Source organism: Erythrobacter sp. Dej080120_24 (genome assembly GCF_036322605.1).
GTDB classification, from domain to species: domain Bacteria; phylum Pseudomonadota; class Alphaproteobacteria; order Sphingomonadales; family Sphingomonadaceae; genus Erythrobacter; species Erythrobacter aurantius.
The window spans coordinates 2364611-2388422 of the sequence record NZ_AP027262.1; the positions used below are offsets into that span (position 1 = coordinate 2364611).

25 protein-coding genes are annotated in these 23812 nt (G+C 63.3%); 7 read left to right on the plus strand and 18 right to left on the minus strand.

Annotated elements, in window-relative coordinates:
- Positions 1-27: 27 nt before the first annotated feature.
- Genes AABA34_RS11305 through AABA34_RS11325 form a run of 5 tightly spaced genes read right to left on the minus strand, consistent with a single transcriptional unit; the run spans position 28 to position 5445 of the window.
- Positions 28-1227 carry a serine hydrolase domain-containing protein gene (locus AABA34_RS11305; protein ID WP_338302716.1) on the minus strand — a complete coding sequence of 400 codons (1200 nt, stop codon included), beginning with the start codon at positions 1225-1227 and terminating at the stop codon, positions 28-30.
- 18 nt (positions 1228-1245) lie between these two features.
- Entirely contained in the window at positions 1246-2481 is a 1236-nt protein-coding gene (locus AABA34_RS11310; protein ID WP_338302717.1) for a cyclopropane-fatty-acyl-phospholipid synthase family protein, read from the minus strand.
- A 54-nt stretch (positions 2482-2535) separates the two neighbouring features.
- Positions 2536-3930: a cryptochrome/photolyase family protein gene (locus AABA34_RS11315; protein ID WP_338302718.1), complete on the minus strand. Its 1395-nt coding sequence runs from the start codon at positions 3928-3930 to the stop codon at positions 2536-2538.
- Positions 3931-3945: 15 nt separating this feature from the next.
- Positions 3946-4848: a metal-dependent hydrolase gene (locus AABA34_RS11320; protein ID WP_338302719.1), complete on the minus strand. Its 903-nt coding sequence runs from the start codon at positions 4846-4848 to the stop codon at positions 3946-3948.
- A gap of 15 nt (positions 4849-4863) precedes the next feature.
- Positions 4864-5445 carry a hypothetical protein gene (locus AABA34_RS11325; protein ID WP_034954243.1) on the minus strand — a complete coding sequence of 194 codons (582 nt, stop codon included), beginning with the start codon at positions 5443-5445 and terminating at the stop codon, positions 4864-4866.
- A 98-nt stretch (positions 5446-5543) separates the two neighbouring features.
- Here AABA34_RS11325 and AABA34_RS11330 point away from each other — a divergent pair, with 98 nt between their 5' ends.
- Positions 5544-6494, plus strand: a complete 951-nt coding sequence (locus AABA34_RS11330; RefSeq protein WP_338302720.1) for an alpha/beta hydrolase — start codon at positions 5544-5546, stop codon at positions 6492-6494.
- Complete coding sequence (locus AABA34_RS11335; protein WP_034954248.1) at positions 6491-6964, plus strand: RNA pyrophosphohydrolase; 474 nt, start codon at positions 6491-6493, stop codon at positions 6962-6964. Before AABA34_RS11330 ends, AABA34_RS11335 begins: the two co-directional genes overlap by 4 nt.
- A gap of 15 nt (positions 6965-6979) precedes the next feature.
- Here the strand turns inward: AABA34_RS11335 and AABA34_RS11340 are convergent, their stop codons facing one another.
- From AABA34_RS11340 to AABA34_RS11360, 5 genes are all read right to left on the minus strand, one after another.
- Positions 6980-7474 (minus strand): tetratricopeptide repeat protein, encoded by a 495-nt coding sequence (locus AABA34_RS11340; protein ID WP_338302721.1) that lies wholly within the window; start codon positions 7472-7474, stop codon positions 6980-6982.
- A 61-nt stretch (positions 7475-7535) separates the two neighbouring features.
- Positions 7536-8714, minus strand: coding sequence for an RsmB/NOP family class I SAM-dependent RNA methyltransferase (locus AABA34_RS11345; RefSeq protein WP_338302722.1), 1179 nt, complete (start codon positions 8712-8714; stop codon positions 7536-7538).
- 129 nt (positions 8715-8843) lie between these two features.
- Positions 8844-10298, minus strand: a complete 1455-nt coding sequence (gene guaB / locus AABA34_RS11350) for an IMP dehydrogenase (protein WP_338302723.1) — start codon at positions 10296-10298, stop codon at positions 8844-8846.
- Between the two features lie 97 nt (positions 10299-10395).
- Positions 10396-11874: a M20/M25/M40 family metallo-hydrolase gene (locus AABA34_RS11355; RefSeq protein WP_338302724.1), complete on the minus strand. Its 1479-nt coding sequence runs from the start codon at positions 11872-11874 to the stop codon at positions 10396-10398.
- Entirely contained in the window at positions 11871-12638 is a 768-nt protein-coding gene (locus AABA34_RS11360) for a 3-hydroxybutyrate dehydrogenase (RefSeq protein ID WP_338304734.1), read from the minus strand. Before AABA34_RS11360 ends, AABA34_RS11355 begins: the two co-directional genes overlap by 4 nt.
- A 125-nt stretch (positions 12639-12763) precedes the next feature.
- Between AABA34_RS11360 and ypfJ the strand changes: the two genes are divergently transcribed.
- Together ypfJ and AABA34_RS11370 are read left to right on the plus strand one after the other, a co-directional pair.
- Complete coding sequence (gene ypfJ, locus AABA34_RS11365; protein WP_338302725.1) at positions 12764-13633, plus strand: KPN_02809 family neutral zinc metallopeptidase; 870 nt, start codon at positions 12764-12766, stop codon at positions 13631-13633.
- The gene (locus tag AABA34_RS11370) at positions 13611-14132 is read left to right on the plus strand and encodes a hypothetical protein (protein WP_338302726.1); all 522 of its coding nucleotides are present in this window, start codon (positions 13611-13613) and stop codon (positions 14130-14132) included. The genes ypfJ and AABA34_RS11370 overlap by 23 nt, the downstream gene beginning before the upstream one ends.
- Before the next feature lie 72 nt (positions 14133-14204).
- Here AABA34_RS11370 and AABA34_RS11375 read toward each other — a convergent pair whose 3' ends face one another.
- Positions 14205-15854, minus strand: a complete 1650-nt coding sequence (locus tag AABA34_RS11375) for a M56 family metallopeptidase (protein ID WP_338302727.1) — start codon at positions 15852-15854, stop codon at positions 14205-14207.
- On the minus strand, positions 15851-16252 hold the full coding sequence (locus tag AABA34_RS11380; protein WP_338302728.1) for a BlaI/MecI/CopY family transcriptional regulator: 402 nt from the start codon (positions 16250-16252) through the stop codon (positions 15851-15853). Before AABA34_RS11380 ends, AABA34_RS11375 begins: the two co-directional genes overlap by 4 nt.
- Before the next feature lie 131 nt (positions 16253-16383).
- On the opposite strand from AABA34_RS11380, the gene AABA34_RS11385 reads away from it, so the two are divergent.
- The gene (locus tag AABA34_RS11385; protein ID WP_338302729.1) at positions 16384-17934 is read left to right on the plus strand and encodes an esterase-like activity of phytase family protein; all 1551 of its coding nucleotides are present in this window, start codon (positions 16384-16386) and stop codon (positions 17932-17934) included.
- Here the strand turns inward: AABA34_RS11385 and AABA34_RS11390 are convergent.
- The gene (locus tag AABA34_RS11390; RefSeq protein ID WP_338302730.1) at positions 17906-18922 is read right to left on the minus strand and encodes a C13 family peptidase; all 1017 of its coding nucleotides are present in this window, start codon (positions 18920-18922) and stop codon (positions 17906-17908) included. The two genes, AABA34_RS11385 and AABA34_RS11390, sit on opposite strands and share 29 nt — an antisense overlap.
- Before the next feature lie 180 nt (positions 18923-19102).
- On the opposite strand from AABA34_RS11390, the gene AABA34_RS11395 reads away from it, so the two are divergent.
- Positions 19103-19240, plus strand: coding sequence for a hypothetical protein (locus tag AABA34_RS11395; RefSeq protein ID WP_338302731.1), 138 nt, complete (start codon positions 19103-19105; stop codon positions 19238-19240).
- Between the two features lie 7 nt (positions 19241-19247).
- Here the strand turns inward: AABA34_RS11395 and AABA34_RS11400 are convergent, their stop codons facing one another.
- Genes AABA34_RS11400 through sdhC form a run of 5 tightly spaced genes read right to left on the minus strand, consistent with a single transcriptional unit; the run spans position 19248 to position 22980 of the window.
- Positions 19248-19808, minus strand: a complete 561-nt coding sequence (locus tag AABA34_RS11400; protein ID WP_338302732.1) for a DUF3592 domain-containing protein — start codon at positions 19806-19808, stop codon at positions 19248-19250.
- On the minus strand, positions 19805-20332 hold the full coding sequence (locus AABA34_RS11405; RefSeq protein WP_338302733.1) for a hypothetical protein: 528 nt from the start codon (positions 20330-20332) through the stop codon (positions 19805-19807). The genes AABA34_RS11400 and AABA34_RS11405 overlap by 4 nt, the downstream gene beginning before the upstream one ends.
- A gap of 29 nt (positions 20333-20361) precedes the next feature.
- A complete protein-coding gene (gene sdhA, locus AABA34_RS11410) occupies positions 20362-22200 on the minus strand; it encodes a succinate dehydrogenase flavoprotein subunit (protein ID WP_338302734.1) in 1839 nt (612 codons plus the stop codon).
- Positions 22200-22586, minus strand: coding sequence for a succinate dehydrogenase, hydrophobic membrane anchor protein (gene sdhD / locus AABA34_RS11415; RefSeq protein WP_034954256.1), 387 nt, complete (start codon positions 22584-22586; stop codon positions 22200-22202). Before sdhD ends, sdhA begins: the two co-directional genes overlap by 1 nt.
- A 13-nt stretch (positions 22587-22599) precedes the next feature.
- Positions 22600-22980, minus strand: a complete 381-nt coding sequence (gene sdhC, locus AABA34_RS11420; RefSeq protein ID WP_034954840.1) for a succinate dehydrogenase, cytochrome b556 subunit — start codon at positions 22978-22980, stop codon at positions 22600-22602.
- Positions 22981-23088: 108 nt separating this feature from the next.
- On the opposite strand from sdhC, the gene AABA34_RS11425 reads away from it, so the two are divergent.
- The gene (locus AABA34_RS11425) at positions 23089-23799 is read left to right on the plus strand and encodes an SDR family NAD(P)-dependent oxidoreductase (protein ID WP_338302736.1); all 711 of its coding nucleotides are present in this window, start codon (positions 23089-23091) and stop codon (positions 23797-23799) included.
- The last annotated feature ends 13 nt before the right edge of the window (positions 23800-23812 follow it).

The window sequence follows — 23812 nt, forward strand, 5'->3', positions numbered from 1 at the left end:
GGCAAGGTCGCCCGGCCATCCTTCCATTCAATCGGAAGCCGCGATTCCGGCCGCGATCGCGCCCCATTTCGCTCGGTTTTCGCTGCTGGTCGCAGTCGGCCAGTTGCTCACCACGGTCAGCACCAGTCCTTCGCTCGGCACGATCGTGATCGATTGGCCAAAGATCCCCTGCGCGCCGAAAGAGCCGGGATAGGTCCACCACTGATAGCCGTACCCGTATCCCGAATCGCCGAAATCGACGAGCGAATCGCCCGCTTCGGCAAACCAGCCTTCAGGCACGGCATCCCCGCCCCCTTCAAGCGCGAACACGCCCATGCGGGTGTAATCGGCCAATGACAGCGACAGACAGCACCCGCCGATATTGCCGCCGCGCGGATCGACCATCCAGAACAGCCCGTTCTCGAAGCCCGCAGGCTCGACAATCTTTTCCTGCGCATATTCGGCCAGTGACAGGCCGACGGCATTTTCGACCAGCAGACCGATCAAATTCGTCTCACCCGTCTTGTAGACCCATTTCTCTCCGGCAGGCGCCTCGCGCTTCAATTCGCGCATCTGGGCGACGATGGCTTCGGGGCCGTATTCGACGACGAAGCGGTTCATCTGCGCCACGTCGCTGTTGGGATCGGTGTAATCCTCGTTCCAGGCTACGCCGCTTGTCATGGTGGCGAGTTGGCGCACCGTCACACCTTCATAAGCGGAGCCGGCAAGGCCGGGGATATAGCGCGTCACCGGATCATCGAGGCTGGCGATGAACCCGTCGCGAATAGCCGCGCCGAGCAGGGTGGAGGTGAAGCTCTTGGCCACCGAAAAGCTGGTCCAGCGTTGGTCGGGCGTGAAGCCAAGCGCGTAATCTTCAAACCGGACGGTGCCGTTCTTGTACACCATCACCCCGGCGGCGTTGGTTTCCAGCATGGTTGCGCGGATTTTCTGCGCCAGAGCAGCAGGCAGCGCCTCCCCCTGTGGCAATGCGCGTGGCTGGCGCGCAGCGGGGACTTCGTGCCCGGCAAACCAGTTTTCCATCTCGCGGAACCGGGCCGAACGCTGTTCATCGCTCCAGAACAACACCTGCAATTGCGAGGGATCGCGCTCCGGCGGTGTCACCATCGTCACGGCGGCAAGCGGCGTCGCATCCGCGCCGCTCGCTCCGTCAGCCGTGGTATAGGTCGTCGCACAGCCGCCCAGCGCCAACGCCAGCGCGATACCCGATGCCAGTGACTTCAATTTCATGTCAGACCCTCTCCTGTCTCAATTCTTTGCCAGCGTAACCTGATGGACATCGATTGTCCCGGCCAGAAAGCCGCCTTCGCAATAGGATAGGTAATAGCGCCACAGCCGCACGAAGCGATCGTCAAACCCGGCGGGCAGCCTCTCTTCAGCCACCGCCGTGTCAAACCGTTCGCGCCATATCCGCAAGGTGGCGGCATAATCCTGCCCGAAATCGACCTGATCCGCCCACGAAAGCCCGCGTTCTGCCGCCAGCTCGCGAAATTCCGACGTCTTGATCAGCAAGCCTCCGGGGAAGACATAGGCCTGAATGAAATCGGCGGCGCGGGCGTAATCCTCGAACACGTCATCGGCCATCGAAATGAATTGCAGCGCCGCACGCCCGCCCGGTTTCAGATTGCGCGCAACACAGTCCATGAAGGTCGGCCAGTATTCGCGTCCCAGCGCTTCGACCATCTCGACGCTGGCGATTGCGTCGTATTGCCCCGTTGTTTCGCGATAATCCTGCTTGCGGAATTCGATGTTGGAAGATGCGTGTTCGCGCGCCCAGCGCAATTGCTCGTCCGACAGGCTGATCGCGGTGACTTGCGCACCGGTGCGGGCGATCCTGTCAGCCAGAGCACCCCAGCCGCAGCCGATCTCCAGCACCGTCTCCGCATCGCCCAGTCGTGCGACAATGCCTGAAAGCTTGCGCTGCTGCGCGGCTTCAATCCCGTCATCCCCCACCTCAAGCGCGCTTGAATAGGTCATGCTCGGATCGAGCCATTCCTTGTAGAAATCATTGCCCAGATCGTAATGCGCCGAGATGTTGCGCACCGATCCGCTGCGATCGTTGCGGTTCATCTGGTGCGCGAACAGGCCGATCAGCCGGAACAACCCCGAACTGCGCGCGGTGTTCTTCAGAGTACGGACGTTGTCAGACATTAGCGCAAACATGTGCGCGTGATTGTCGGCCTCCCACTCGCCTGCCTCATAGGCCTGAAACCAGCCCACCGAACCGCCGGTGGCAAGCCGCAGCAGCGCGCGCCAGTCCTTCAGCCGGATTTCGACATCAAAGCCCGCAGCGCGCCCGCCCAGCACCCGCGTGGTGCCGTCGGGCAGATGCGCTGTGATCGAACCACGCTCCAGCCCCGCATCGACCTGCGCCAGGATCTTGGCAAAGCCGGGGGCCATCAGCCGCGCAAGCAAGCCCGGAGCGGGCGCGAACCGCGCACCCGCGCTCAGCAATTCTCCGCCTCTGATCCCCTGCGACGTCATGCGCCATGCCATAGGCCCGACATGCGCCCATCGGCAAGGTGACGCGTGGCCCGATCAGTCGCTCTTGATCGCCTTATACGCAGCCAGCGCCCGCTCGCGTGCCTGTTTGTGGCCGATGATCTTGGGCGGGTAAGGCTTTGGCAGGCGGCCGAATTCCTCGGGATCGTGGATATAGGGTTCGTCCAGACCGCGAAGCTCCGGAACATATTCGCGGATACATCGCGCCGCGTCGAACTTCTCCGACTGCGACAGCGGGGCCATGATCCGCACGAACATGTTGCTGTCCACGCCCGTTCCGGCGATCCATTGCCAGTTGGTCGCATTGCTGGCGTAATCAGCATCCACCAGCGTATCCCAGAACCATTGTTCGCCCACGCGCCAGTCGATCAGCAGGTGCTTGGTCAGGAAGCTGGCGGCGATCATCCGCACCCGGTTGTGCATCCACCCGGTCTGCCACAATTGCCGCATCCCGGCATCGACGATGGGGTATCCGGTGCGCCCCTGCTGCCACGCCTTGAGATCGCGCGCGGCGCGATCATCCGTCTCGGGATCGCGCCATTCGATCTGGTCGAAATCCTCGCGGTAATTGTTGCGGGCATAGAGCGGGAATTGCGCGACGGTGTTCTGGGCATAATCGCGCCAGATCAGCTCGCTTTCGAATGTCCGCCAGCCGTCCGAACGCTTGTGCTTGAAGCGGTGCCATATCTGTACGGGTGAAATCTCGCCGAAATGCAGATGCGGCGACAGGCGCGATGTCTTGTCCACGCTCGGCAAATTGCGCTTGTCGTCATAGTCGTCGACGTGGGTCTCCCACCAATCGAGCCGTTCGTGCGCGGCGGCCTCCCCCACCTGCCAGAAATCCCGCATCCCCCCGGCCCAGTCGGGCCTTTTCGGGAGCAGGTTCCAATCCTCCAGAGCCTCACTGGCGGGGAAGCTATCGGGCGATGACAGCGTCTCGGGCTCGGGCAATTCGTCGCGCGGGGGGAATTGCGCGCGCACGGCGCGGCTGAAGGGGGTGTAGATCTTGTACTGCCCGCCCGTCCCCGTCTGGATCGAGCCCATCACGGTGAGGAAATTGGCATCGTCGTAGCGTTTCAGTTCGATTTTCTCGCCCAGCGCCTTTTCCGCATTGCGCCACCAGGGTTCGTAATGGCGATTGGCGTGGATCGCCTGCGCCCCGGTTTCCTGCGCGATCTTCAGCAATTCTTCCACCGCATCACCCCGGCGCAGCACGATTTTCGCATGGCGCCTGGCAAAGCTAGAAGCCAAGCTCTCAAGCGAATGATGCAGCCACCAGCGTGACGCGCCGCCATAGGCGTGGGTGCTGGCGCGATCATCATCCAGCACGAACACGGCGATTACCGGACCAGCCTTTGCCGCGTGATAAAGGGCGGGATTGTCGGCTATGCGCAGATCGCGCCGCAGCCAGACGATTTGAATGTCACTCATGTGGGGCAAAGCGCGTCAGTCGCTGTCAAGTTCCTCACATTTCACATCAGGCAGCGCGACCGAGAACCGCCCCCGCGCACGCGGATCGTAGAACCGCGCGTCGTAGAGGATCACAGAGCCATCATCAGCCCGCACCGCAAAGGGCGCGCGCGACCAGAACAGGAAGGCATCGAGTTGGGAGTCCCTACTCCGCGCCGCGAATGCTGGAGCGAGATCGCATTCGCCAACCGGAACATTGTCGATCAAGTAGCTGCCATTAGATCCGTAGACGACTTCGCGATTCCAGAATGCCAGCGGAACCGGGCTCGAAATCGTTACGGGATGCCTCGGCCCCGATGGCAAATACGCGAAGCTGATGAGGCTATTCACCCCGATATACGCCAGCATTGCCGCAATCCCGATCCGCGCAGGCTTGGTCCAATTCCCGGCCTTCTTCTCGCGCCGCAGCGACCACCAGAGGCTCGCGATCAACAGCGCCCACAACCACACGTCGATGATGAACAGTGTGTCGCCATAGAACCACTGCGAGGAGAACGGCTCCAGAAACCGCACGCCATAGACGTTGAGCCAGTCGAGCGCCGGGTGGCTTAGACAGCCGATGAAGCTGAGGGCATAAAGCCACCCGAAGTGCACCGGCAGGCGTCCTTCGGGCCTCTTGCCGCGCTTCGTCTGCCACCAGTCAAACGCCCACAGCAGCCCCGCCAGGATCAGCGGCAACAGCACCATCGCGGGCGGGCCGTGCGTGATCCCGCGGCGAAAGCCCAGATGCTCGGTCCCCTCCAGCCAGAAGAAACACGCCGCATCCACATCTGGCAGGTTCGCCCCGATGATAAGCGCAGGCATGGCGAGCCCGGTCTTCTTCTTCAGCCCCGCCTGCCCCAGCACCGCACCGACAAGGCTATGTGTCAGATTGTCCAATTCTCTCGCCCCTTTTCAGCGTGGCTGCACACAGGCGATTTCATATCCGGTTTCCCAATCGGTATCCCGTCTCGAAGCCTTGCGCACCCTGCCGCTGCGATAGAAATCGCCGATCGCTTCGGGGAAATCGTTCAGTGCATCGGTGCCTTCGCAGAACTCCCCGTTCTCATTTTCCCAATCCCATTGCCACGCAAAGTGGCCGGTGCTTCCCTTGTCCTCAAACGGGACGACCGACAGCAAGAACCGCACATCCTTGCGCCATACCGCGTAAAAGGAATGCGCCGTGAACCGGATAGTGACTGCCCTGTCCGTCCGCGGCCCGCCCAAATGGCGGATGACACGAGCAGGTGCTTCGTACATCTCTGCCATGCAGAGGATTTGCGATTGGTCCTCTTCCGGACTGGTTCCGGGGCAGACTGCCGGATAACCGATCATCTTCGCATCTCCGCTGAGCCGTACCAGCAGGAAGCTTGAAACCGGTTCGGCGCTGGTCTCTTCCGACATTCCAGCCTCTTGCCCCTGCTCGGCAAAAGCAGGCGCGTGGATGCTACCCAGAACGAGCGAAGTCACAAGCAGCGCGGGACGCAAAATACCCATCGTTTCATGGAGTAATCCGCAAGGCCTGCCAAAGCGAGTGGAAATGCGCCGCCAACTCGCCTAGCGATGCGGCAGAGCACGGGAGAGAGACAACCGCGATGACCGATACCCCATACATCCGCCCCGACATGAAAGCCTTTCTCGATGCGCTTGCCGCGATCGGCGGGCCGAAGATCGCCGAGATGACGCTGGAGGAAGCGCGCGCTTCCTATGTTGCGCTGCACGGCATGGCGGATCGTCCGGCACGTGATCTGCCACTGGTGCGCGATCTCACCTGTCCCGGCCCGGATGGGGACATCCGCCTGCGCCTCTATGACGCACGCGAGGCACGCGAACCCGGCCCGGTCATCACATTCTACCACGGCGGCGGCTTCGTGATCGGCGACCTCGAAACGCACCACAATCTGTGCACCGAGATTGCCGCGCTGATGGACCTGCCGCTGGTCGCGGTCGATTACCGCCGCGCGCCAGAGCATCCCTTCCCCGCCGCGATCGACGATTGCGAGGCGGCAACGCGCTGGATCGCTTCGTCGCCTGAAGGTTTGGGGCGCGAAGTCACGGGCATCGTCACCATCGGCGATAGCGCCGGAGGCACGGCGACGCTGGCCGTGGGGCAATTGCTGGCCGACAATCCCGCCGATGTCCCGGTGGTGTTGCAGGTGCCGATCTTCCCGCTTGCCAGCAATGCAATGGGATCAACCAGCCTCGAGGAATTTGCCGACGGCTTCATCCTCAGCAAGGTCGCGGTCGAGTTCTTCGATCAGGCCTATGGCGCGCCGCGCGACGATCACCGCGCCTTTCCGATCCTGGGCGATCACAGCAAGGCCCCGCCGACGGTGCTCGTTACCGCCAGCCTTGATCCGATCCGGGATTCGGGGCGCGATTATGCCAAGGCACTGGCCGATGCCGGGCGCGATTGCGTGTTCCTCGAAATGCAGGGCGTGACCCACAGCTTCACCAACATCCGGCAGGCTGTACCCAGCACGCAGGGCGATCTGGAACGCATGATCGCGGCGATGAAGTTCATGCTCGGGAACTCCGCCCAATGAGCGAGCTTCCCTATCGCCCCTGCGCTGGCTTCATGCTGGTGAACCACGAGCGCAAGGTATTTGTCGGCCAGCGCATCGACGCGTCGGCACATGGTTTCTGGCAGATGCCGCAGGGCGGGATCGACAAGGGCGAAGACCCGCAGGAAGCGGCTCTGCGCGAGCTGGAAGAGGAAACCGGGATCGGCGCGCATCTGGTGGAGGTGATCGCCCCTGCATCGCGCACCATGCTGTATGATCTGCCGCCCGATCTGCTGGGCCGGGTGTGGAAGGGCAAATATCGCGGACAGGAACAGTTCTGGTATCTCGGCCGCTTCCTCGGCAACGATGCCGATATCAACCTTGAGGCGCATGATCCGCCCGAATTCAACGAATATCGCTGGATCGCGCCCGAACAGCTGCCCGAGCTGATCATCCCGTTCAAGCGGGATGTCTACACCGCGCTGGTCAAGGAATTCGCGCCGCTGATCTGATGATCAGTTGCTGGCCTAATTGCTGGCTGGCCCGCCCTCTGCCGTGTCCACCGCGAGCCGCGCCGGAGGGCCTGCCGCAATTGTCGCCTTGAGCGCGACGGTTTCGGGGCAGCTTTCGCCGCACAGGCTTTCAAGCCGGGAAAGGTTGCGCTGCGCCTTTTCGATCGCGCCCTTTTCCACCAGCGCCTCACCCTCGCCCGAGATTGCGGCGAAATTGCCGGGATCGCGCGCAAGAGCCTCGCGATAGTAACGGATCGCCTTGCCCTGCAATCCGTCGCGGCGCGCAGCCTCGGCCAGATCGAGGAAGATCGGCGTGTAACCCGGATCGACTGCCAGTGCGGCTTCGAACGAGTCGATCGCGGCCTGCACATCGCCTGCTTCAAGAGCGGCGCGCCCTTCCGCAATCAGCATCGCCGCGCGCGGTTCGGCCTCTCGTTCCCCCGCGCTCGTCACGCTTGCCGTCGTGGCAAGGAATAGCGAGAGTGCAGCGGCTACGGGCGCGAAACGCATGAAAAGCTCCTTTGATGCAGACAGCCGGGATGGATAGGCGTTTGCCATGAGGTCAAGGCTATCATGCCGAACGCAGGATGGCGACAAAAAACCCGTCCGTGCCATCGTGATGCGGCGTGAGGCGCATGCCCGCTCCGCGCAGCCTGCCCAAGGGAATATCCACGGCCTCCGCCTGCCAGCCCTGATGCCGGTCAAGGAAGGCGGCGATCCTGTCCGCGCCTTCTTCGTCCAGCACCGAACAGGTGATGAAAGCGAGCACGCCGCCCGGTCGCACCAGCGATGCGCCGATGTCGAGCACGTGATCCTGCAATTTGGTGAGACGTTCCAATTCGCCGCGATCAAGCCGCCAGCGCCCTTCGGGATTGCGGCGCCAGGTGCCTGTGCCTGAACAGGGCGCGTCGACCAGCACGCGGTCTGCCTTGCCCAGCCACGGAGCAAGCGCTTCTGCCTCGCGACCGGGATCGAGCAGGACGGTGTGATCCACTTGCGCCCCGGCGCGCGCGGCGCGCGGTGCCAGATTGCCGAGGCGGCGTTTGTCGGTGTCGCAAGCGATCAGGCTGGCCGCATTACCGGTTGCCGCTGCCAACGCCAGCGTCTTGCCCCCTGCCCCGGCGCACAGATCCACAATCACCTCACCCGGCTGCGGGTTCAACGCGGCGCAGACCCATTGGCTGCCGTGATCCTGTATTTCGATCAGGCCTTCGCGAAAGGCATCCCATTGTTCGACCTGAGTGCCCGAGGGAAAGCGCAGGCCCTGCGGCGCGGCCAGCGGCTCGCCCGGTTCGGGAAGCGTGATGGAGCCACGATCCGCCTTCAGCGCGTTGACCCGGATATCCAGCGGGGCGCGTTCGAGCAGCGCCCATGCATCCGCGCCTTTCAATCCCGAAACGGTGATCCTTGAAGCAAGCCATGAAGGGGCGATTTCGGTCTTCGCCGGTTTTTCATCCTCGCCAATCGCTGCGGGGCCATGTGGCGATCCGTCGAACAGCGGGGCAATCGCCTTGTCCTTGGCTGCCAGCGCCAGCATCGCGGCGCGGCCGCTATTCGGGGTCGGCCCGCACAGCCGGATCGCGGAATAGACCAGTTCACGCACCGCCCGCCGGTCTTTTGACCCGGCATAGCGGCGGGCGCGGAAATAATCGGCGATCAGCCGGTCGGCCGGCGCGCCCTTGGCACGCGCAGCCTCGATGATCTGGTCGAGCAGTTCGATCGCGGCCTGAACGCGTGCGGCGGGTGTCATTGAAAGACCTAAGGCAAAAGTGGAACGGTAGCGCAGCGGCCGCAAGGGCGACCGCCCGCCCGCAGCGGGGGCGTAGCACGGCGGAGCACGTATAGCGAGGACGCGCCCGCGGATACGGGCGCGCCCAACTCAACGCGTGGGATAATTGGGTGCCTCTCGCGTGATCGCGACATCGTGGACATGGCTTTCGGAAAGGCCCGCATTGGTGATGCGCACGAACTGGGCGCGCGATTGCAGATCCTTGATCGTGGCCGATCCGGTGTAGCCCATTGCCGCCTTGATCCCGCCGACAAGCTGGTGGATCACATCGGCCGCCGGACCTTTGAACGGCACCTGTCCCTCGATCCCTTCGGGAACGAGTTTCATGGCCGAAACATCCTGCTGGAAATACCGGTCTGCACTGCCGCGCGCCATCGCGCCGACGCTGCCCATGCCTCGATAGGCCTTGTAGCTGCGGCCCTGATACAGGAACACTTCGCCCGGGCTTTCGGTGGTACCGGCCAGCATCGATCCGACCATGACGGTGGAAGCGCCCGCTGCCAGAGCCTTGGCAGCGTCACCCGAGGTGCGCAGGCCGCCATCGGCAATCACCGGAACGCCCGATTTGGCGGCTTCGGCGGCGCTTTCCATAACGGCGGTAAGCTGCGGCACGCCGACGCCTGCGACCACACGGGTGGTGCAGATCGAGCCGGGGCCGATACCCACCTTGATCGCATCCGCTCCCGCATCGATCAGCGCGCGGGTCGCCTCTGCCGTGGCGACATTGCCCGCGATAACCTGAACCGAATTGGACAGCGCCTTGACCCGTTCAACCGCCTTCGACACGTCACGGTTGTGACCGTGGGCGGTATCGATCACCACCACGTCAACTTCCGCATCGACCAGCGCGGCGGTGCGTTCGAAACCCTTGTCACCCACCGTGCTTGCCGCAGCCACCCGCAGGCGACCGGCGGAATCCTTGGTCGCATCGGGATAGGTCACGGCCTTTTCGATATCCTTCACCGTGATCAGGCCAATGCAACGATAGGCATCGTCCACGACCAGCAGCTTTTCGATCCGGCGGGCGTGAAGCAGGCGGCGGGCGTCTTCCTGCGATGTGCCGAGCGGCACAGTCGCGAGGTTTTCGGTCGTCATCAGCTCGCGCACCGGCTGCATCGGGTTTTCGGCAAAGCGCACGTCGCGGTTCGTCAGGATGCCGACCAGCTTTCCGTCGCGATCGGTCACCGGAATGCCGCTGATCCGGTGCTGTTGCATCAGGGTCTGCGCATCGCCCAGCACCGCGTCCGGGCCGATGGTGATCGGGTTCACCACCATGCCGCTTTCATACCGCTTCACCGCACGCACGGCGGCGCATTGCTCGTCGATATCAAGGTTGCGGTGAAGCACGCCGATGCCGCCCAATTGCGCCATTGCAATGGCCATGTCGGCTTCGGTCACCGTGTCCATCGCGGACGACAAAACCGGGATGTTGAGCGCGATTTCGCGCGTCAGCATCGTCTTGGTGTTGGCCATGCTGGGCAGGACGTTGCTTTCCGCCGGGCGGAGCAGAACGTCGTCGAATGTGAGACCGAGGGGGATATCCATGTGCACGCAAGCTTTCGTCTGTTTGCCGCCGTCTCAGGCGGATCGAATCGTGCACGTCCCTGTAGGGCGGGTTTTGCGGGAAAGCTAGGGCGTGAGCCTATTTGTCAGCGGCGGGATAGGCTGTGGTGCTGGCAAAGCGGCGGATCAGTTCCTCGTGCAGCAGGAGATCGTCGATGGCCCCGCCCAGTTGCAGCGCCTCAAGCTCGTCACCGGGACGGTGGTAATTGCTCGACAAATAGGGATCGAGAATGATCTCCGAACCAAAGGAGCTGGACAGGAACACCGCCGGAACCCCTGCCTCCAGCAAGGCCCAGCCATCCTGCCGCCGCACGAACCGTTCGGCCAGTTGCTTGTCGCCGAGTTCGCGTTTGCCCGCGAGCATGACTTCGAGGATCACCGGATCAAGGCTGGTGCGCCCTTCCCCGACAAAGCCCACCGGGCTGCCTGCTGGCGCTATCGCCACCGTGTCGAAATTGAAGGCGGCCACGATGCTGTCGAGCGGCAGTGGAGGTTCCTCGACAAAGGCCTTTGCCCCCAGCAATCCCGATTCCTCGGCGGTGGTGGCAAGGAAATAGATGTCGCGATCAAGCGGCCCGCTGGCGGACAAACGGCGCGCCAGCTCCAGCATCACCGCAATGCCGCTGGCATTGTCGATCGCGCCATTGCAGATGCGATCCTCACTGGTTTCGGGACGACATTCGCCAAGATGATCCCAATGGCCCAGCAGCAGCACCGCGCCCGATCCGCGCACCTGCCCCGGCAACAGGCCGAGGACATTGGTGCTGTTGAATTCGCGCCGGTCCGATGCCGCTTCGATAGTGGCCTGCGCGCCGAGCGGTCCGGGTGCGAAGTCCTCGCCCGCAGCGGCCTCGATCAGCGAATTCCAGTATTCTTCACCCAGCACTTTCTGCATCGCAGCCTGCGTGACGAAGGCGCTCAGGCGCTTTTCCTCTTCGCTGGCGAGGAACACGCGCTCCCGCCCAAAGGCGCGGTTTGCATTGGCAATCGCCTCGGCATTCTCGACCACGGTGATGATTGCCGCAGGATCGGCTTCGAACAGCCGTGCGCGCCGGGCGGGGCTGACGCCGGGCTCGCCCAGCATCACCACGACTTTGCCCGCGATCATCTCCGGCTCGACCGTTTCGCCTTCGGACCCGACGAAGATCATGCTCGCGCCATTAACCAGCAGGCGGCGGGCCGAAGTGAAGGCTGCGGCATCCTCTGCTGCGAGCGCGGTGGTGCGCCCTTCATAGGCAATCGAGATCGCGCTGGAACGCGCGGTGCTGCTCACCAATGCTACCGGCGCCTTCCATGCGCTGCCGGGATCGTTGGTACCGGATACAAGCCCGGCCTGCTGCATCTGGCCGATGATGTATTCGACCGTCAGAACCTCGCCTTCGGTTCCCGGCTGCCGTCCCGCAAACCTGTCACTCGCCAGGACCGAGATATCGCGCATCAGCGCGGTTTCGATCTGTGCGCGTTCCTCGATCGGCGCGGTGGCGAGCGGAACCTTGGCGCAAGCCGCCAGCGCCAGGCTGACGGCGAACAAGACGAAATTGCGACCCGCCTTGATCATTCTGCCGTCCATCCCCCGTCGATGCTGTAATTCGAGCCGGTGATATTCCCCGCTTCGTTACGGCAGAGGAAGGCCGCGAGCGCGCCGACTTCTTCGGGCTGAACGAATTTCTTGGTCGGCTGCTTGGCCAGCAGCACATCATTGATCACCTGTTCGCGGGTCAGCCCGCGCGCCTTCATCGTATCGGGGATCTGCCCTTCGATCAGCGGGGTCCAGACATAGCCGGGGCTGATGCAATTGGCCGTCACACCCGTCTGCGCCAGTTCAAGCGCAATTGTCTTGGTGAAACCGGCGATGGCATGCTTGCTGGCATTGTAGGCGCTTTTGAACGGCGATGCGGTGAGCGAGTGCGCCGAGGCGGTGTTGATGATCCGGCCCCAACCCTTTTCCTTCATTCCCGGCACCGCAAAGCGCGTGGTGTGGAACGCCGCCGTCAGGTTCAGCGCGATGATCGCGTCCCATTTTTCCGGCGGAAATTCCTCCACCGGAGCGACATGCTGCATCCCGGCGTTGTTGACGAGGATATCGATCGTGCCGATTTGCTCCATCATCGCGGCAATGGCATCCGCATCCATCAGGTTCGCGCCGTTGTATTCGGCCCCGAATTCCGCCCGGATCGCCTCGATCTCGTCCGGATCGCCGAAGCCGTTCAGCACCACGTCGGCCCCTTCGGCATGAAGCGCGCGAGCGATTGCCAGCCCGATCCCCGACGTCGATCCCGTCACCAATGCGCGTTTGCCATTGAGCGCTTCGCCCTTGAGCATTTCCACCAACTCCTGCAACTGTAGCTTTGACAATGCTTTCGCCTTGCTAGCCTGCTGTGTCCAGTGATTTGCAAGCGCGATTTACCGGTTGCAACATCGCCGGGATCGGTCGGGAGGGAAATTCAGTGCGGCTCAATCCATTCGATACGGACAAGATCAAGGTCCGATCCAGCGGCGGTGGCGGCGGCGGGATGCGCCGCGCAGGCGGCGTCGGTTGCGGCACACTGGTGATCGCGCTGGTCGCCGCGCTCGCATTCGGAGTTGACCCGGCGCAGACCGTTGCGGTGTTGGGCGGGATCGAACAACAGGGCGCGCCCCAGACATCTCAGGGCGACCTCACCGAGCAGCAAGTGTGCAGCAGCAACCCCTATGCCCGCGAAGCCTGCGATGCGCTGACCAGCCTCAACGAGACATGGGCCCCCGAATTCGCCCGCGCCGGGATCCGTTTCGAAGAACCCGTGCTTGACCTGTATCGCACCGGACGCGTCAACACGCAGGGCTGCGGCAGCGCGTCGTCTGCGGCGGGGCCGTTCTATTGCCCGGCAGACCTTGGCATCTACATCGATGTCGGCTTTTACGATCAGTTGGCGCAGATGGCCGGAACCGGCGGCGATTTCGCGCGGCTTTACGTGATCGCGCATGAATACGGCCACCACATCCAGAACATGACGGGCCTTGCCGCGCAGGTGCGCAGCCTTCAGCAACGCAACCCTTCGCAATCCAACGCGCTTCAGGTGCGCATGGAATTGCAGGCGGATTGCTATGCCGGAGTATGGGCGGGCAAGAACCGCAGCCGGATCGAACGCGGCGACATGGAAGAAGGGCTGCGCGCCGCCAGTTCGATTGGCGACGACACGCTGATGCGCAACGCCGGACAGCGCATCAATCCCGAAAACTTCACCCACGGAACCAGCCAGCAGCGCATGGACGCGTTGCGGCGCGGATTGGAGAGCGCCGATGACGCGGCATGCGATGTCTATTTCGACTTCAGCTAAGGCGGGCCTTGCCCTCGCGCTGATGGTGTGCCTTGCCGCCCCGGCTCAGGCGCAGGTGATCAAGGATGATCCCGACGCGATGGATGTCGCACGCACCCCGCTGGAAGATTTCAACATCGACAGCGATGATATCCCGGAAATTCTGGTGAAGGCAGCCGGCGATCCCTACGCCTCCGAAGGGTTCACCACCTGCAATGAAATCGTTGCCGAGATCGCCGCGCTCGACCGGGCATTGGGCGCCGATTTCGATATTGCCGATGACGAACAGCGCCGCATCAGCCGCGGACGCATTGCCCAAAGCGTGGTCGGGTCTTTCATTCCGTTTCGCGGGATCGTTCGCGAAGTGTCGGGCGCGAATGCGCGCCGCAGCGAAGTCAATCTGGCGATCACGGCAGGCATGGTGCGGCGCGGCTTCCTGAAGGGGATGGGATTGCAGCGCGGCTGTTCCTATCCCGCCCGCCCGCGCGAGGAACGCGGGACGATGACTTCGGGCAAATAACCCCTCCACAATGAAAAAGGGCCGGCGTCATGACGACACCGGCCCGCTTGCTTCCCTCAGGCTCGATTGGGCTCAGCGCGCAGCTTTGTCCCAGCTTTCGATCTGGCGATCGAGTTCGCGCAGGATGCGGTTGCGCATGCTCTGCGACAGTTCGCGGTCACGGGCGATCTGGTCGCGCGCTTGCTGGAGGCCTTCGCGGGCCTTGGCCATCACCCGCGTCTGGCACACCATGACAACGCGGCTGCCATCGCTGTTTTCGGTGGTGGTGGCGACTTCATCGGAATTGCGGTCGCATTCCATCTTGATGACGGTCGCTTCCTTGCCGGCGGCGCGGGCCTCTTCGGCTTCCTTCATCGCGCGTTCCATGATCTGCGGCAGGTCTTCCAGAACCTTGTCCGCTTCGGCGAGGCTGCGGCGGATTTCGACGCGGACTTCTTCCATGTCTTCTTCGGTCATGGTTTCGCCGTCGCGCTTGACCCAGCGCATCACGCGTCGCTCGGTGCCTTCGCCTGCCTCGTCTTCGCTGGCATCGCCCGAGCGGAAGACGAAAACCCGCTCTTCGCGCCGGACTTCGCCCTCGGACTCGCTATCCGGGTCGATCTCGATGATGACATGCTCCACACGCTCGGCCTCGGGCGCCTCTGGCGGGGTCGGAGCCTCGGGCGGGGTCGGCGCGCTTGGCGGTGCCGGGGGCGCTTCGGGGGCTTGCTGTGCCTCGCTGGCGGCATAGCTGATCGTTGCAGTGAGCGGCAGGGCGACTATTGCCGCGCCCAGCATCGCCCGGCCCGCAATGCGGCGGCGGATCGAAGTGTTGTTCATTTTCAGGCTCCTCAAACGGTGAATTATCGATTTTTCGCCCAGCACCGGGCACGCCATCGGCGCGGTCAGGGCGTGATTGGGAACAAGATCAGGCGTGGCGGCAAAGCTGACGATCAGTTGCGCGTATGCTTCGCGCGCCTCTGCCGGCTTGCTTGCCATGACGCGAGCATCGCAGGCCGCCTCCTGATCGCGACGCAGCGCCAGCCAGCCATAGCGGCCAAGCGGGTTGAACCAGTGCAGCGCGAACAGCGGCTGAACCAGCACATTGATCAACAGGTCACGCCCCTGATGGTGTGCAAGTTCATGCGCCAGCGCGAGATCGCGCGCGGTGCGATCATGCTGCGCCAGGAACCCGCGCGGCAGAGCCACAACCTTGTCGATCACACCAAAGGCCAGCGGCGCATTGGTGCCGGATGTTTCGACCAGGCGGACCTTGTCCACCCGCCCGACCTCGCTCGACCCTTCTAGCAATTCGGCGCGCAGGCTGAAGTAGGCGGCATACCGCTGGACCAAGAAGATGGCGGCGCCGATGAGCCACACTGCAATGCCGACCTGAAGAAGGGTTCCAAGCTCAAGTTCGGTCACAGGGGTAATCAGCGACAACGCACCGGACGCCGCCGCCTCTGATCCCGCAGGTCCATCTGTTGTCGCAACTGGAGTGGCAGGATCGAGGATCAGATATTGTGGAGCATCCGTTTGCAGCGCCACGGGAGCCGCATCAGGTTCGGGCCGCATCCATGCCGGAAGCTCTATCGGGGGAATGACAAGCCGCAGCGCCGGAAGCGCCCACAGGGCATAGGCAACCTGCGGGCCGAACCAGCGCGCGACCGGGCGGCGCAGCAGCAGGACCAGCGTGATCAGCACCGCCGTCCACAACAGCGTTTCAAGCAGCCAGCCCGTCATTGCTTCAGCTCCTTCAGCAGCGCCTCGATCTCCGAGACATCATCCGGAGTCAGCGCCTCCGTTTCCGCCAGATGGGCGACCAGCGAAGCTGCCTTGCCGCCGAACAGGCGATCCACCAGGCGGCGCGATTCCCCGCCGACGTAATCGGCACGGGCAATCAGGGGCGAGTAGATGTAGCGGCGGCCATCGGGGCGGGTTTCGATCGCCTGTTTCTGGACGAGCCGCGACAGCAGCGTCTTGACAGTGGCGAGGCTCCAGTCGCGCTGGTTGCAGACCTGCTCGCACACTTCGGCGGCGGTCGCGGTGCCGCGATCCCACAGGACCTCCATCACCGCGTGTTCGGCCTCGCTGATGCGTTCCGGCTTTTCTCCCGGTCCATTGGCGGGTGACTTGTTCAAGCCTGCCTCCCTTTGCTTGATTACGTCTGTAGTCATTACGATTACGGGTGTAAACATTGCCGCTCGATGAACGGGCCGTTCAGGTGCTTGCTCTTCTGCGGGCAGCCGATATCAACGGACCAATGACATGGATGAAGCCTTTTAAGACCGCCCTTTTCGCCGTGCTGATCGGCCTTGGTGCCGCGTTCAGCCCACCCGCCGCCGCGCAGGACGACATTTTCCCGCTGACGCAGCCGGTGGAGCTTGACCCGGACAATCCCGATGCGTCCGAAGTCGGCGAACTGATCTTTCGCGGCGGGCTCGAAATCGAGCCGGGCGAAGCGGAGATCGGCGGGATTTCAGGGCTCGAATGGCACGAAGACCGGCTTTTCGCCGTGATCGACGACGGGCGCTGGATGACGATGACGCCCGACGAATTCGACGGACGGCTGATCGATCTGACTGCGATGACCATCGCCGCGCTGCAGGACGAACGCGGACGGCGGCTGCGCGGGAAAGAGGATTCCGATGCCGAGGCAATCACGCGCATGGCCGATGGTTCATGGCTGGTCGCGTTCGAGCGGGATCATCGCATCTGGCGCTATTCCGCCGATCTCGCCTCTGCAGCAGCACCCTACCCCTTAGATCTGTCCGCGCTGGTTTCACCCGGATCGCCGAACAACGGGATCGAAACGCTTGCAGCGACAGCGGACGGCCTGATCCTTTGCGGGGAATACCCCGGCGGTGCTTTCCCGAATTGTAGCCGGATCGACGCGGGCGAGCCATCCGATCTCAACATCGCAGCGCCCATTGGCGAATACAGCCCCGTCCCCACCGATGCCGCCTGCGCCAGCAACGGCACCTGCTATGTCCTGCTGCGCGATTACACCCCCGGTCTGGGCAATCACGCGGCGATTGTCGCCGTCGAGCGCGACGAACAGCCCAAGGTCATCGCGGCATTCGACCCGAGCCTGACAATCGACAATTTCGAAGGGCTCGCCGTGCGCGAGCAGTACGGGAAAACCTATCTCTACATCGTTTCGGACAACAATTTCTCATCCAGCCAGCGCACGCTGCTGCTGAAGTTCGAGATCAAGGCGGCGGTCGCTCCCGTGCAACCGTTGGAGGCCGTCGCGCCGGAACCGGTGGTCGATTACGAGACGGTCGATGTGGTGCTGGCGACGACGCTGGGTGATATCACGGTGCGGATCGAGACTGAGCGCGCGCCGATCACTGCTGCCAATTTCCTGCGCTATGTCGACGAAGGGCGGTTTGACGGGACGGTGTTCTACCGCGCGATGCGGCTCAATCGCGAGCCCCGGCCCAACGGGCTGATCCAGGGCGGCACGCAATTCGATCCCAAGCGAATCCTGCCCGGCATCCCGCACGAACCGACAACCCAAACCGGGCTCAGCCACACCCACGGCGCGCTGTCGATGGCGATGGGCGATCCGGGGACAGCCAATGGCGATTTCTCGATCATGCTGCAGGACCAGACCGGGCTCGACGCCGACCCGAACGCCACCGAAGCGGTCTGGCGCAATGGCTATGCGGTGTTCGGATATGTGATTGACGGAATGGACGTGGTCTATGCGATCCATGCCCAGCCCGCCGATCCGAACAAGGGCGAAGGGGTGATGCGCGGCCAGATCCTTGCCGAGCCGGTGGAGATCGTTACCGCGCGGCGGGCACCGGCTGGTTGAACTGCGCCGGATCAAACGCGGGCTGCCCCACCGGAGCGCTTGCGACACGCGGCATTCGCGCTTCGAGTTGCGTCAGCCACCCCCGCGCATTGGCCCCGATGCTGATCTGCGGCAGCGAGGCAAGCACCCGCGCCTTCGTCTCCCATTCGGCCACCGAAAGGCTGGCTACCCGCGCCGCCTGATCGAGCGCCACCGGCTGACGCAAAGCACGGTTGATCAAGGCATCACCATAGAAAGTCCAGTCGTTCTCCGGCCTGCATCCGAATGACGTGCGCTCCGAAGCGGCTGCTGTCAGGATCGCGGTGTCATCGCTTGCCAGCGCGGGGACGAACACCCCCGAATAGCACGCGCTGAGGATCAGGATGCGCCGCTCGATCCCGACTTCCTCCAGCACCGCCTTCATCCGTGCGGGCGACAAGATGCCATAGCCGGTATCGCCATAGTGATAGGCCAGCCCCAGCTTCATGCCGTGGCTGGTGGTGTACAGCACCAGCACGTCCTCTTCCGGGTCCATCAGCTCGGCAACATGCGCCAATGCGACGAACAGCGCGTCGATCGAACCGCGCGGCAGATTGTCGCTTGTCCCATCCGGCCCGGCCAGCGTCAGAGTGCGCCCTGCCCCGTCATAACGGCTTTGCAGCACCCGCGCCGCCTCGCGCGCCTCCCGCGCGAACACCGGATCGCTGTCGAGCGCGATGGTGATGACATAGGCATCGACAGTGCCGGGCCGCTGGCGTTGCAGCGCGCCAAGCGCCGCGTCGAGCCTGCGCCGCTGATCCAGCAGATCGCGCGCGCTCTCCCCCCGGCGCAATTGCGGGGCGAGATCGAAGCTTTCGATCACTTCCTCGCGCGTTTCGCCAATGCCGAGATTGGGGAACGGAGCGGTGTGTTCGGGCGGAGCGGCGGAATTGTCCTGCGCGCCCGCCGCATTTGGCAGCGCAAGGGAAGCGCCCAGCGCAAGCAAGCCTATGATCGGGCGCAAGTGCATCGCCCCTGTGTTCCGAAACTGGCTCTCCCCGTCAAGGGCGCGGGACTGGCAATTGTATCAATCCGACAAACTGCGCAGACTGACCGATACATACAATTCCGCTGTAAGTGACAGGCGTATTGGCGGTGCCAACGACTCACCCGGTCGACAATCACGGTCGCACAACGAAGGAGCTATGACATGACTGATCAAGCACCCGCGCGCGAAAAACCGTCGGGTCTGGATGAAGCGAAGAAGGATATCGCCTGCGGCCTGTTCGGCCAGCGGATCCACCGCCAGTCGGAAGACCGCGAAGCCGCCGAACCCGTCGCGGCCTGAACCCGCTTCAATAAACGCGCCAGCGGTTTCGCTGCGGGCGAAGCATCGCAACAATGAACAGCGCGAAAGCCACGAACCCGAGCGCCATCCAGAATACAAATCCTTGCGGATCGTGATCGCGCAGCAGCGATTTTGCCGGGTCTTTCCGGTTCACCAGCACTTCCACATCGCTGCCAAGCGCAATCCGGCGGAAATCATACCTGTCGACCTTGCCGTAGAATTCGACTGCCTCACCCCGGAATTCGAAGCGGGTGAGAATGTCTGTGTGGCATTTCCAACGGTATCGCAGCCCCCGGCAGTCCTGCATGAACTGATCGAATTCGGGGCTTCCATGCTTGCCTTCGAAATAGGTCTTGCGGGCGCAGCGCAACCCGGCGCAGCGATAGAGGCGATAGTCGATCACCTCGCCGGTTGCGACCACCCCGATCCCTTCGAGATAGGTGCGGTAAAACCGGTCGCTTGCCGATTGAACCAGCATGAAAAGGATCGTGGCCCCGAGAAAGGCCAGCAGGACGTATCCGGCCCAAAAGCGCGGGTGCGCCGGATGATCGGTTTCCTCACCGCTCATTTCGCGCCAGCGTCCCTCCAGCGCGCAAGATCAACCGCCATTTGCGAAGGCCGGAAGCCCTGCCCCGTCAACAATCGCCTGAAATCGGGCGCGTGATCGAAGTGCTGCAGCTGGCGGTGGTAATAATTCACGTATTCCAGCGCCGCCAATGTGGCAGCGATGCTGGCCGCGATCCGCTCGCCCAGACTTTGCCCGAACCCGATATCGAGCCAGCCCAGAACCGCCGCCGCCACCGCGACCGCGCACAGCACCAGCAAGACGGGCCTACTGCGATCTGCCAGCGGCAGAAATCGCTGCATCGGCTGCGAATTGCCTTCAAGCTGTTGCAGCTTCACGCGCCAGTATTGCCCGCCAAGCAGCAGCAACAGGCACATCGGGATACAGGTTAGTACCAGCAGCCAGCCAATCGCCTGCTCTTCAAACACGCACCAGATCGCCATAATGGCGGGCACCAGTGCGGCGTTGAGCATTTCCACCGGGCCATACCAGCGCAGGCGTTCGCGGATCCGGTCGCGGCTTATCATCCGGTTTCAGCCAGCGACCGGACCTTGCATCAATACACGCGGGCCTTCGGCTTGATGTACTCGACATCCTCGGTCAGCGTGTATTCGTGCACCGGGCGGTAATCGATCTTGATATCGCCGCCCTTTCCGCCCCAGCCATCAAACCAGGCGACGGTGTGCTTCATCCATTCGGCATCGTTGCGATCGGGATAATCCTCGTGCGCGTGGGCGCCGCGGCTTTCCTTGCGGTTGGCCGCCGAAGCCATCGTCACATTCGCCTGAGACATCAGATTGTCGAGCTCCAGCGTCTCGATCAAATCGCTGTTCCAGATCAGCGACTTGTCGGTGACGTGGATGTCCTCCATCCGCTTGTTCTGCTCGGCGAGGATTTTCACGCCTTCTTCCATTAGCTCGGAATCGCGGAACACGGCGCAGTGCTTTTGCATCGCCTTCTGCATGTCCGCGCGGATCGCGGCGGTGGGCGAACCGCCCTGCGCGTAACGGAAGTGATCCAGACGGGTCAGCGCGAAATCGGCGCTGTCGGCGGGCAGTTCGGGCTGCGATGCGCCGGGCTTCAGATTTTCCTTGAGGTGCAAGCCGGTGGCACGGCCGAACACCACGAGGTCGATCAGCGAGTTCGAGCCGAGGCGGTTTGCCCCGTGAACCGAAACGCAGGCCGCCTCGCCCACGGCATAAAGGCCGGGCACGATTGTGTCGGGATTGCCGTCCGGGCCGATGGTGACGACCTGCCCGTGATAGTTACACTGGATGCCGCCCATGTTGTAATGCACCGTCGGTGTCACCGGCAGTGCTTCACGGGTGAGATCGACGCCTGCGAAAATCTTGCCGCTTTCGGTGATGCCCGGCAGACGCTCTGCCAGCACCTTCGGGTCGATATGGTCGAGGTGCAGGTGGATATGATCGCCTTCCGGCCCCACGCCGCGCCCTTCGCGCATTTCCAGAGCCATCGAGCGGCTGACGACATCGCGCGAGGCGAGGTCCTTGGCGCTCGGCGCATAACGCTCCATAAAGCGTTCGCCTTCGGAGTTGGTGAGGTACCCGCCCTCGCCGCGCGCGCCTTCGGTGATGAGAACGCCCGCGCCATAAATGCCAGTGGGGTGGAACTGCACGAATTCCATGTCCTGAAGCGGCAGGCCGGCGCGCAGCACCATGCCGCCGCCGTCACCCGTGCAGGTGTGCGCCGAAGTCGCGGTGTAATAGCAACGGCCATAGCCGCCGGTTGCCAGCACCACGCTCTGCGCGCGGAAACGGTGGATAGTGCCGTCATCGAGGCACATCGCCATCACGCCGACACAGGCACCATTGTGCATGATCAGGTCGAGCGCGAAATATTCGATGAAGAAGTCGGCGTCGTACTTCAGGCTCTGCTGGTACAGCGCGTGAAGCATGGCGTGGCCGGTGCGGTCAGCCGCGGCACAGGTGCGCTGCACCGGCGGGCCGTCGCCCATGTTCTGCATGTGGCCACCGAACGGACGCTGATAGATCGTGCCGTCGGCGTTGCGGCTGAAGGGCACGCCTGCATGCTCCAGCTCGTAAACCGCCTGCGGGGCTTCGCGCACGAGATATTCGATCGCGTCCTGATCGCCCAGCCAGTCCGATCCCTTGACGGTATCGTACATGTGCCAGGTCCAGTGATCGGGCGTGTTGTTGCCGAGGCTCGCGGCGATCCCGCCTTGCGCGGCAACCGTGTGCGATCGGGTGGGAAACACCTTCGAAATGTTCGCGGTGCGAAGGCCGGCTTCGGCTGCGCCCGTCGTTGCGCGCAGGCCCGAGCCCCCGGCGCCGACAACCACCACGTCATAGGTGTGGTCAATGATCTTGTAAGCGCCCTTCAGCGAAGCGGCGCCGTTAGCGGGTGCAGTTGCCATCAGGCAGCTCCTGTCAGTGCGAGGCTGGCGACGCTGAAGATAGCGAATGCGCCAGCGCCAAATGCGATGAGGTTAAGCGCCGAAAGCAGCGCGAATTTCATTCCGGAATCGTGGACGTAATCCTCGATCACGACCTGCAGGCCCAGCCGGGCGTGCCAGAACAGGCTGACGATCAGCAGCATCATCGGCACCGCGGCAATCGGCTTTGCAAGCCAGCCGGAAACGGTTGCGTAGCTGAGATCGCCGAGCATCAGGAAACTGGTTAGCAGCCAGCTCATCAGCACCAGATTGCCGATCGCGGTGGTGCGCTGCACCAGCCAGTGATGCGCGCCGTGATGCGCCGAGCCAAGGCCGCGCACTTTTCCGATAGTGGTTCCGTTACCCATGTTGCCTCTCCCTTCAGCGCAGCAGGATGAACGCCCAGAAGGCGGCCGTGAGCAGGATCGCGATCACCGGAGAGGCGATCGACCAGAAACGGTTGGTGTCGAGTTCATACCCTGCCCCGATGTCGAGCACGAAATGCCGCAGACCGCTCATCATGTGCGTGAAGAACGCCCAGGTCAGGCCGATCAGCACGACGTAGCCCAGCGGGTGCTTCGCGTACCACAGGAAGTTCTCATAGGCTTCCGGGCCGCTTGCCAGCGCGCCCAGCCACCAGACCAGCACGGCAAGCCCGACCAGCGCCATGCCGTCTCCGGTCGCGCGGTGCAGGATCGAAACCAGCATGTGCGGCCCCCACCGCCATATCTGGAGGTGCGGAGAAAGCGGTCTTTGAGTCATGATGATCCCATTTATCTTGATTGCCCCGGCGCACACTTAGCGATTGCGACGCATGAGGCAAGCGCGACGCGCTCGACATGGCTTGCAAATATCACGATACAGGCTTGCATGAGTTACATTCTTGTCACCGGTTCGAGCCGGGGAATTGGCGCTGCGGCGCATGATGCGTTGGCACAGCGCGGGGTCAAGGTCATCGGTCACGCCACACGCGGCGGCGACGAGGGACGAATCGCGGCGGATTTCCGCGATCCGCTGGCCGCGCAAATTCTGTGGGAAGAGGCGATGGCGCGCAGCGGCGGCGATATCGTCGCGGTGGTCAACAACGCCGGCCTGTTCGAAGCCAACCGGCTGGATCGTTCGGACATCGAATGGCTCGATGCGTGGGAGGATACCTTGCGCATCAACTTGACCGCCGCCGCCCAACTCAGCCGGTTCGCGGTGCGCCACTGGCAGGAACGCGGCACCGGCGGGCGGCTCGTCCATGTCGCCAGCCGCGCCGCCTATCGCGGGGACAGTCCGGCGCACTGGCATTATGCGGCGGCGAAGGGCGGCATGGTTGCCATGCACAAGAGCATCGCCCGCGCCTATGCCAAGGAAGGCGTTCTCAGCTTTGCCGTCACCCCCGGCTTCACTGACACGGCGATGGCCGGCGATTACCTGGAATCGCGCGGCGGCGCCGGTCTGCTGGCGGACATTCCGCTGGGCCGGGTGGCAACGCCCGAGGAAATCGCGAGCATCATCACCTTCTGCGCGCTCGACGCGCCCCCCAGCATGACCGGGGCAGTGATCGACGCCAATGGAGCGAGTTTTGTTCGTTAGACCAATCGCCGCC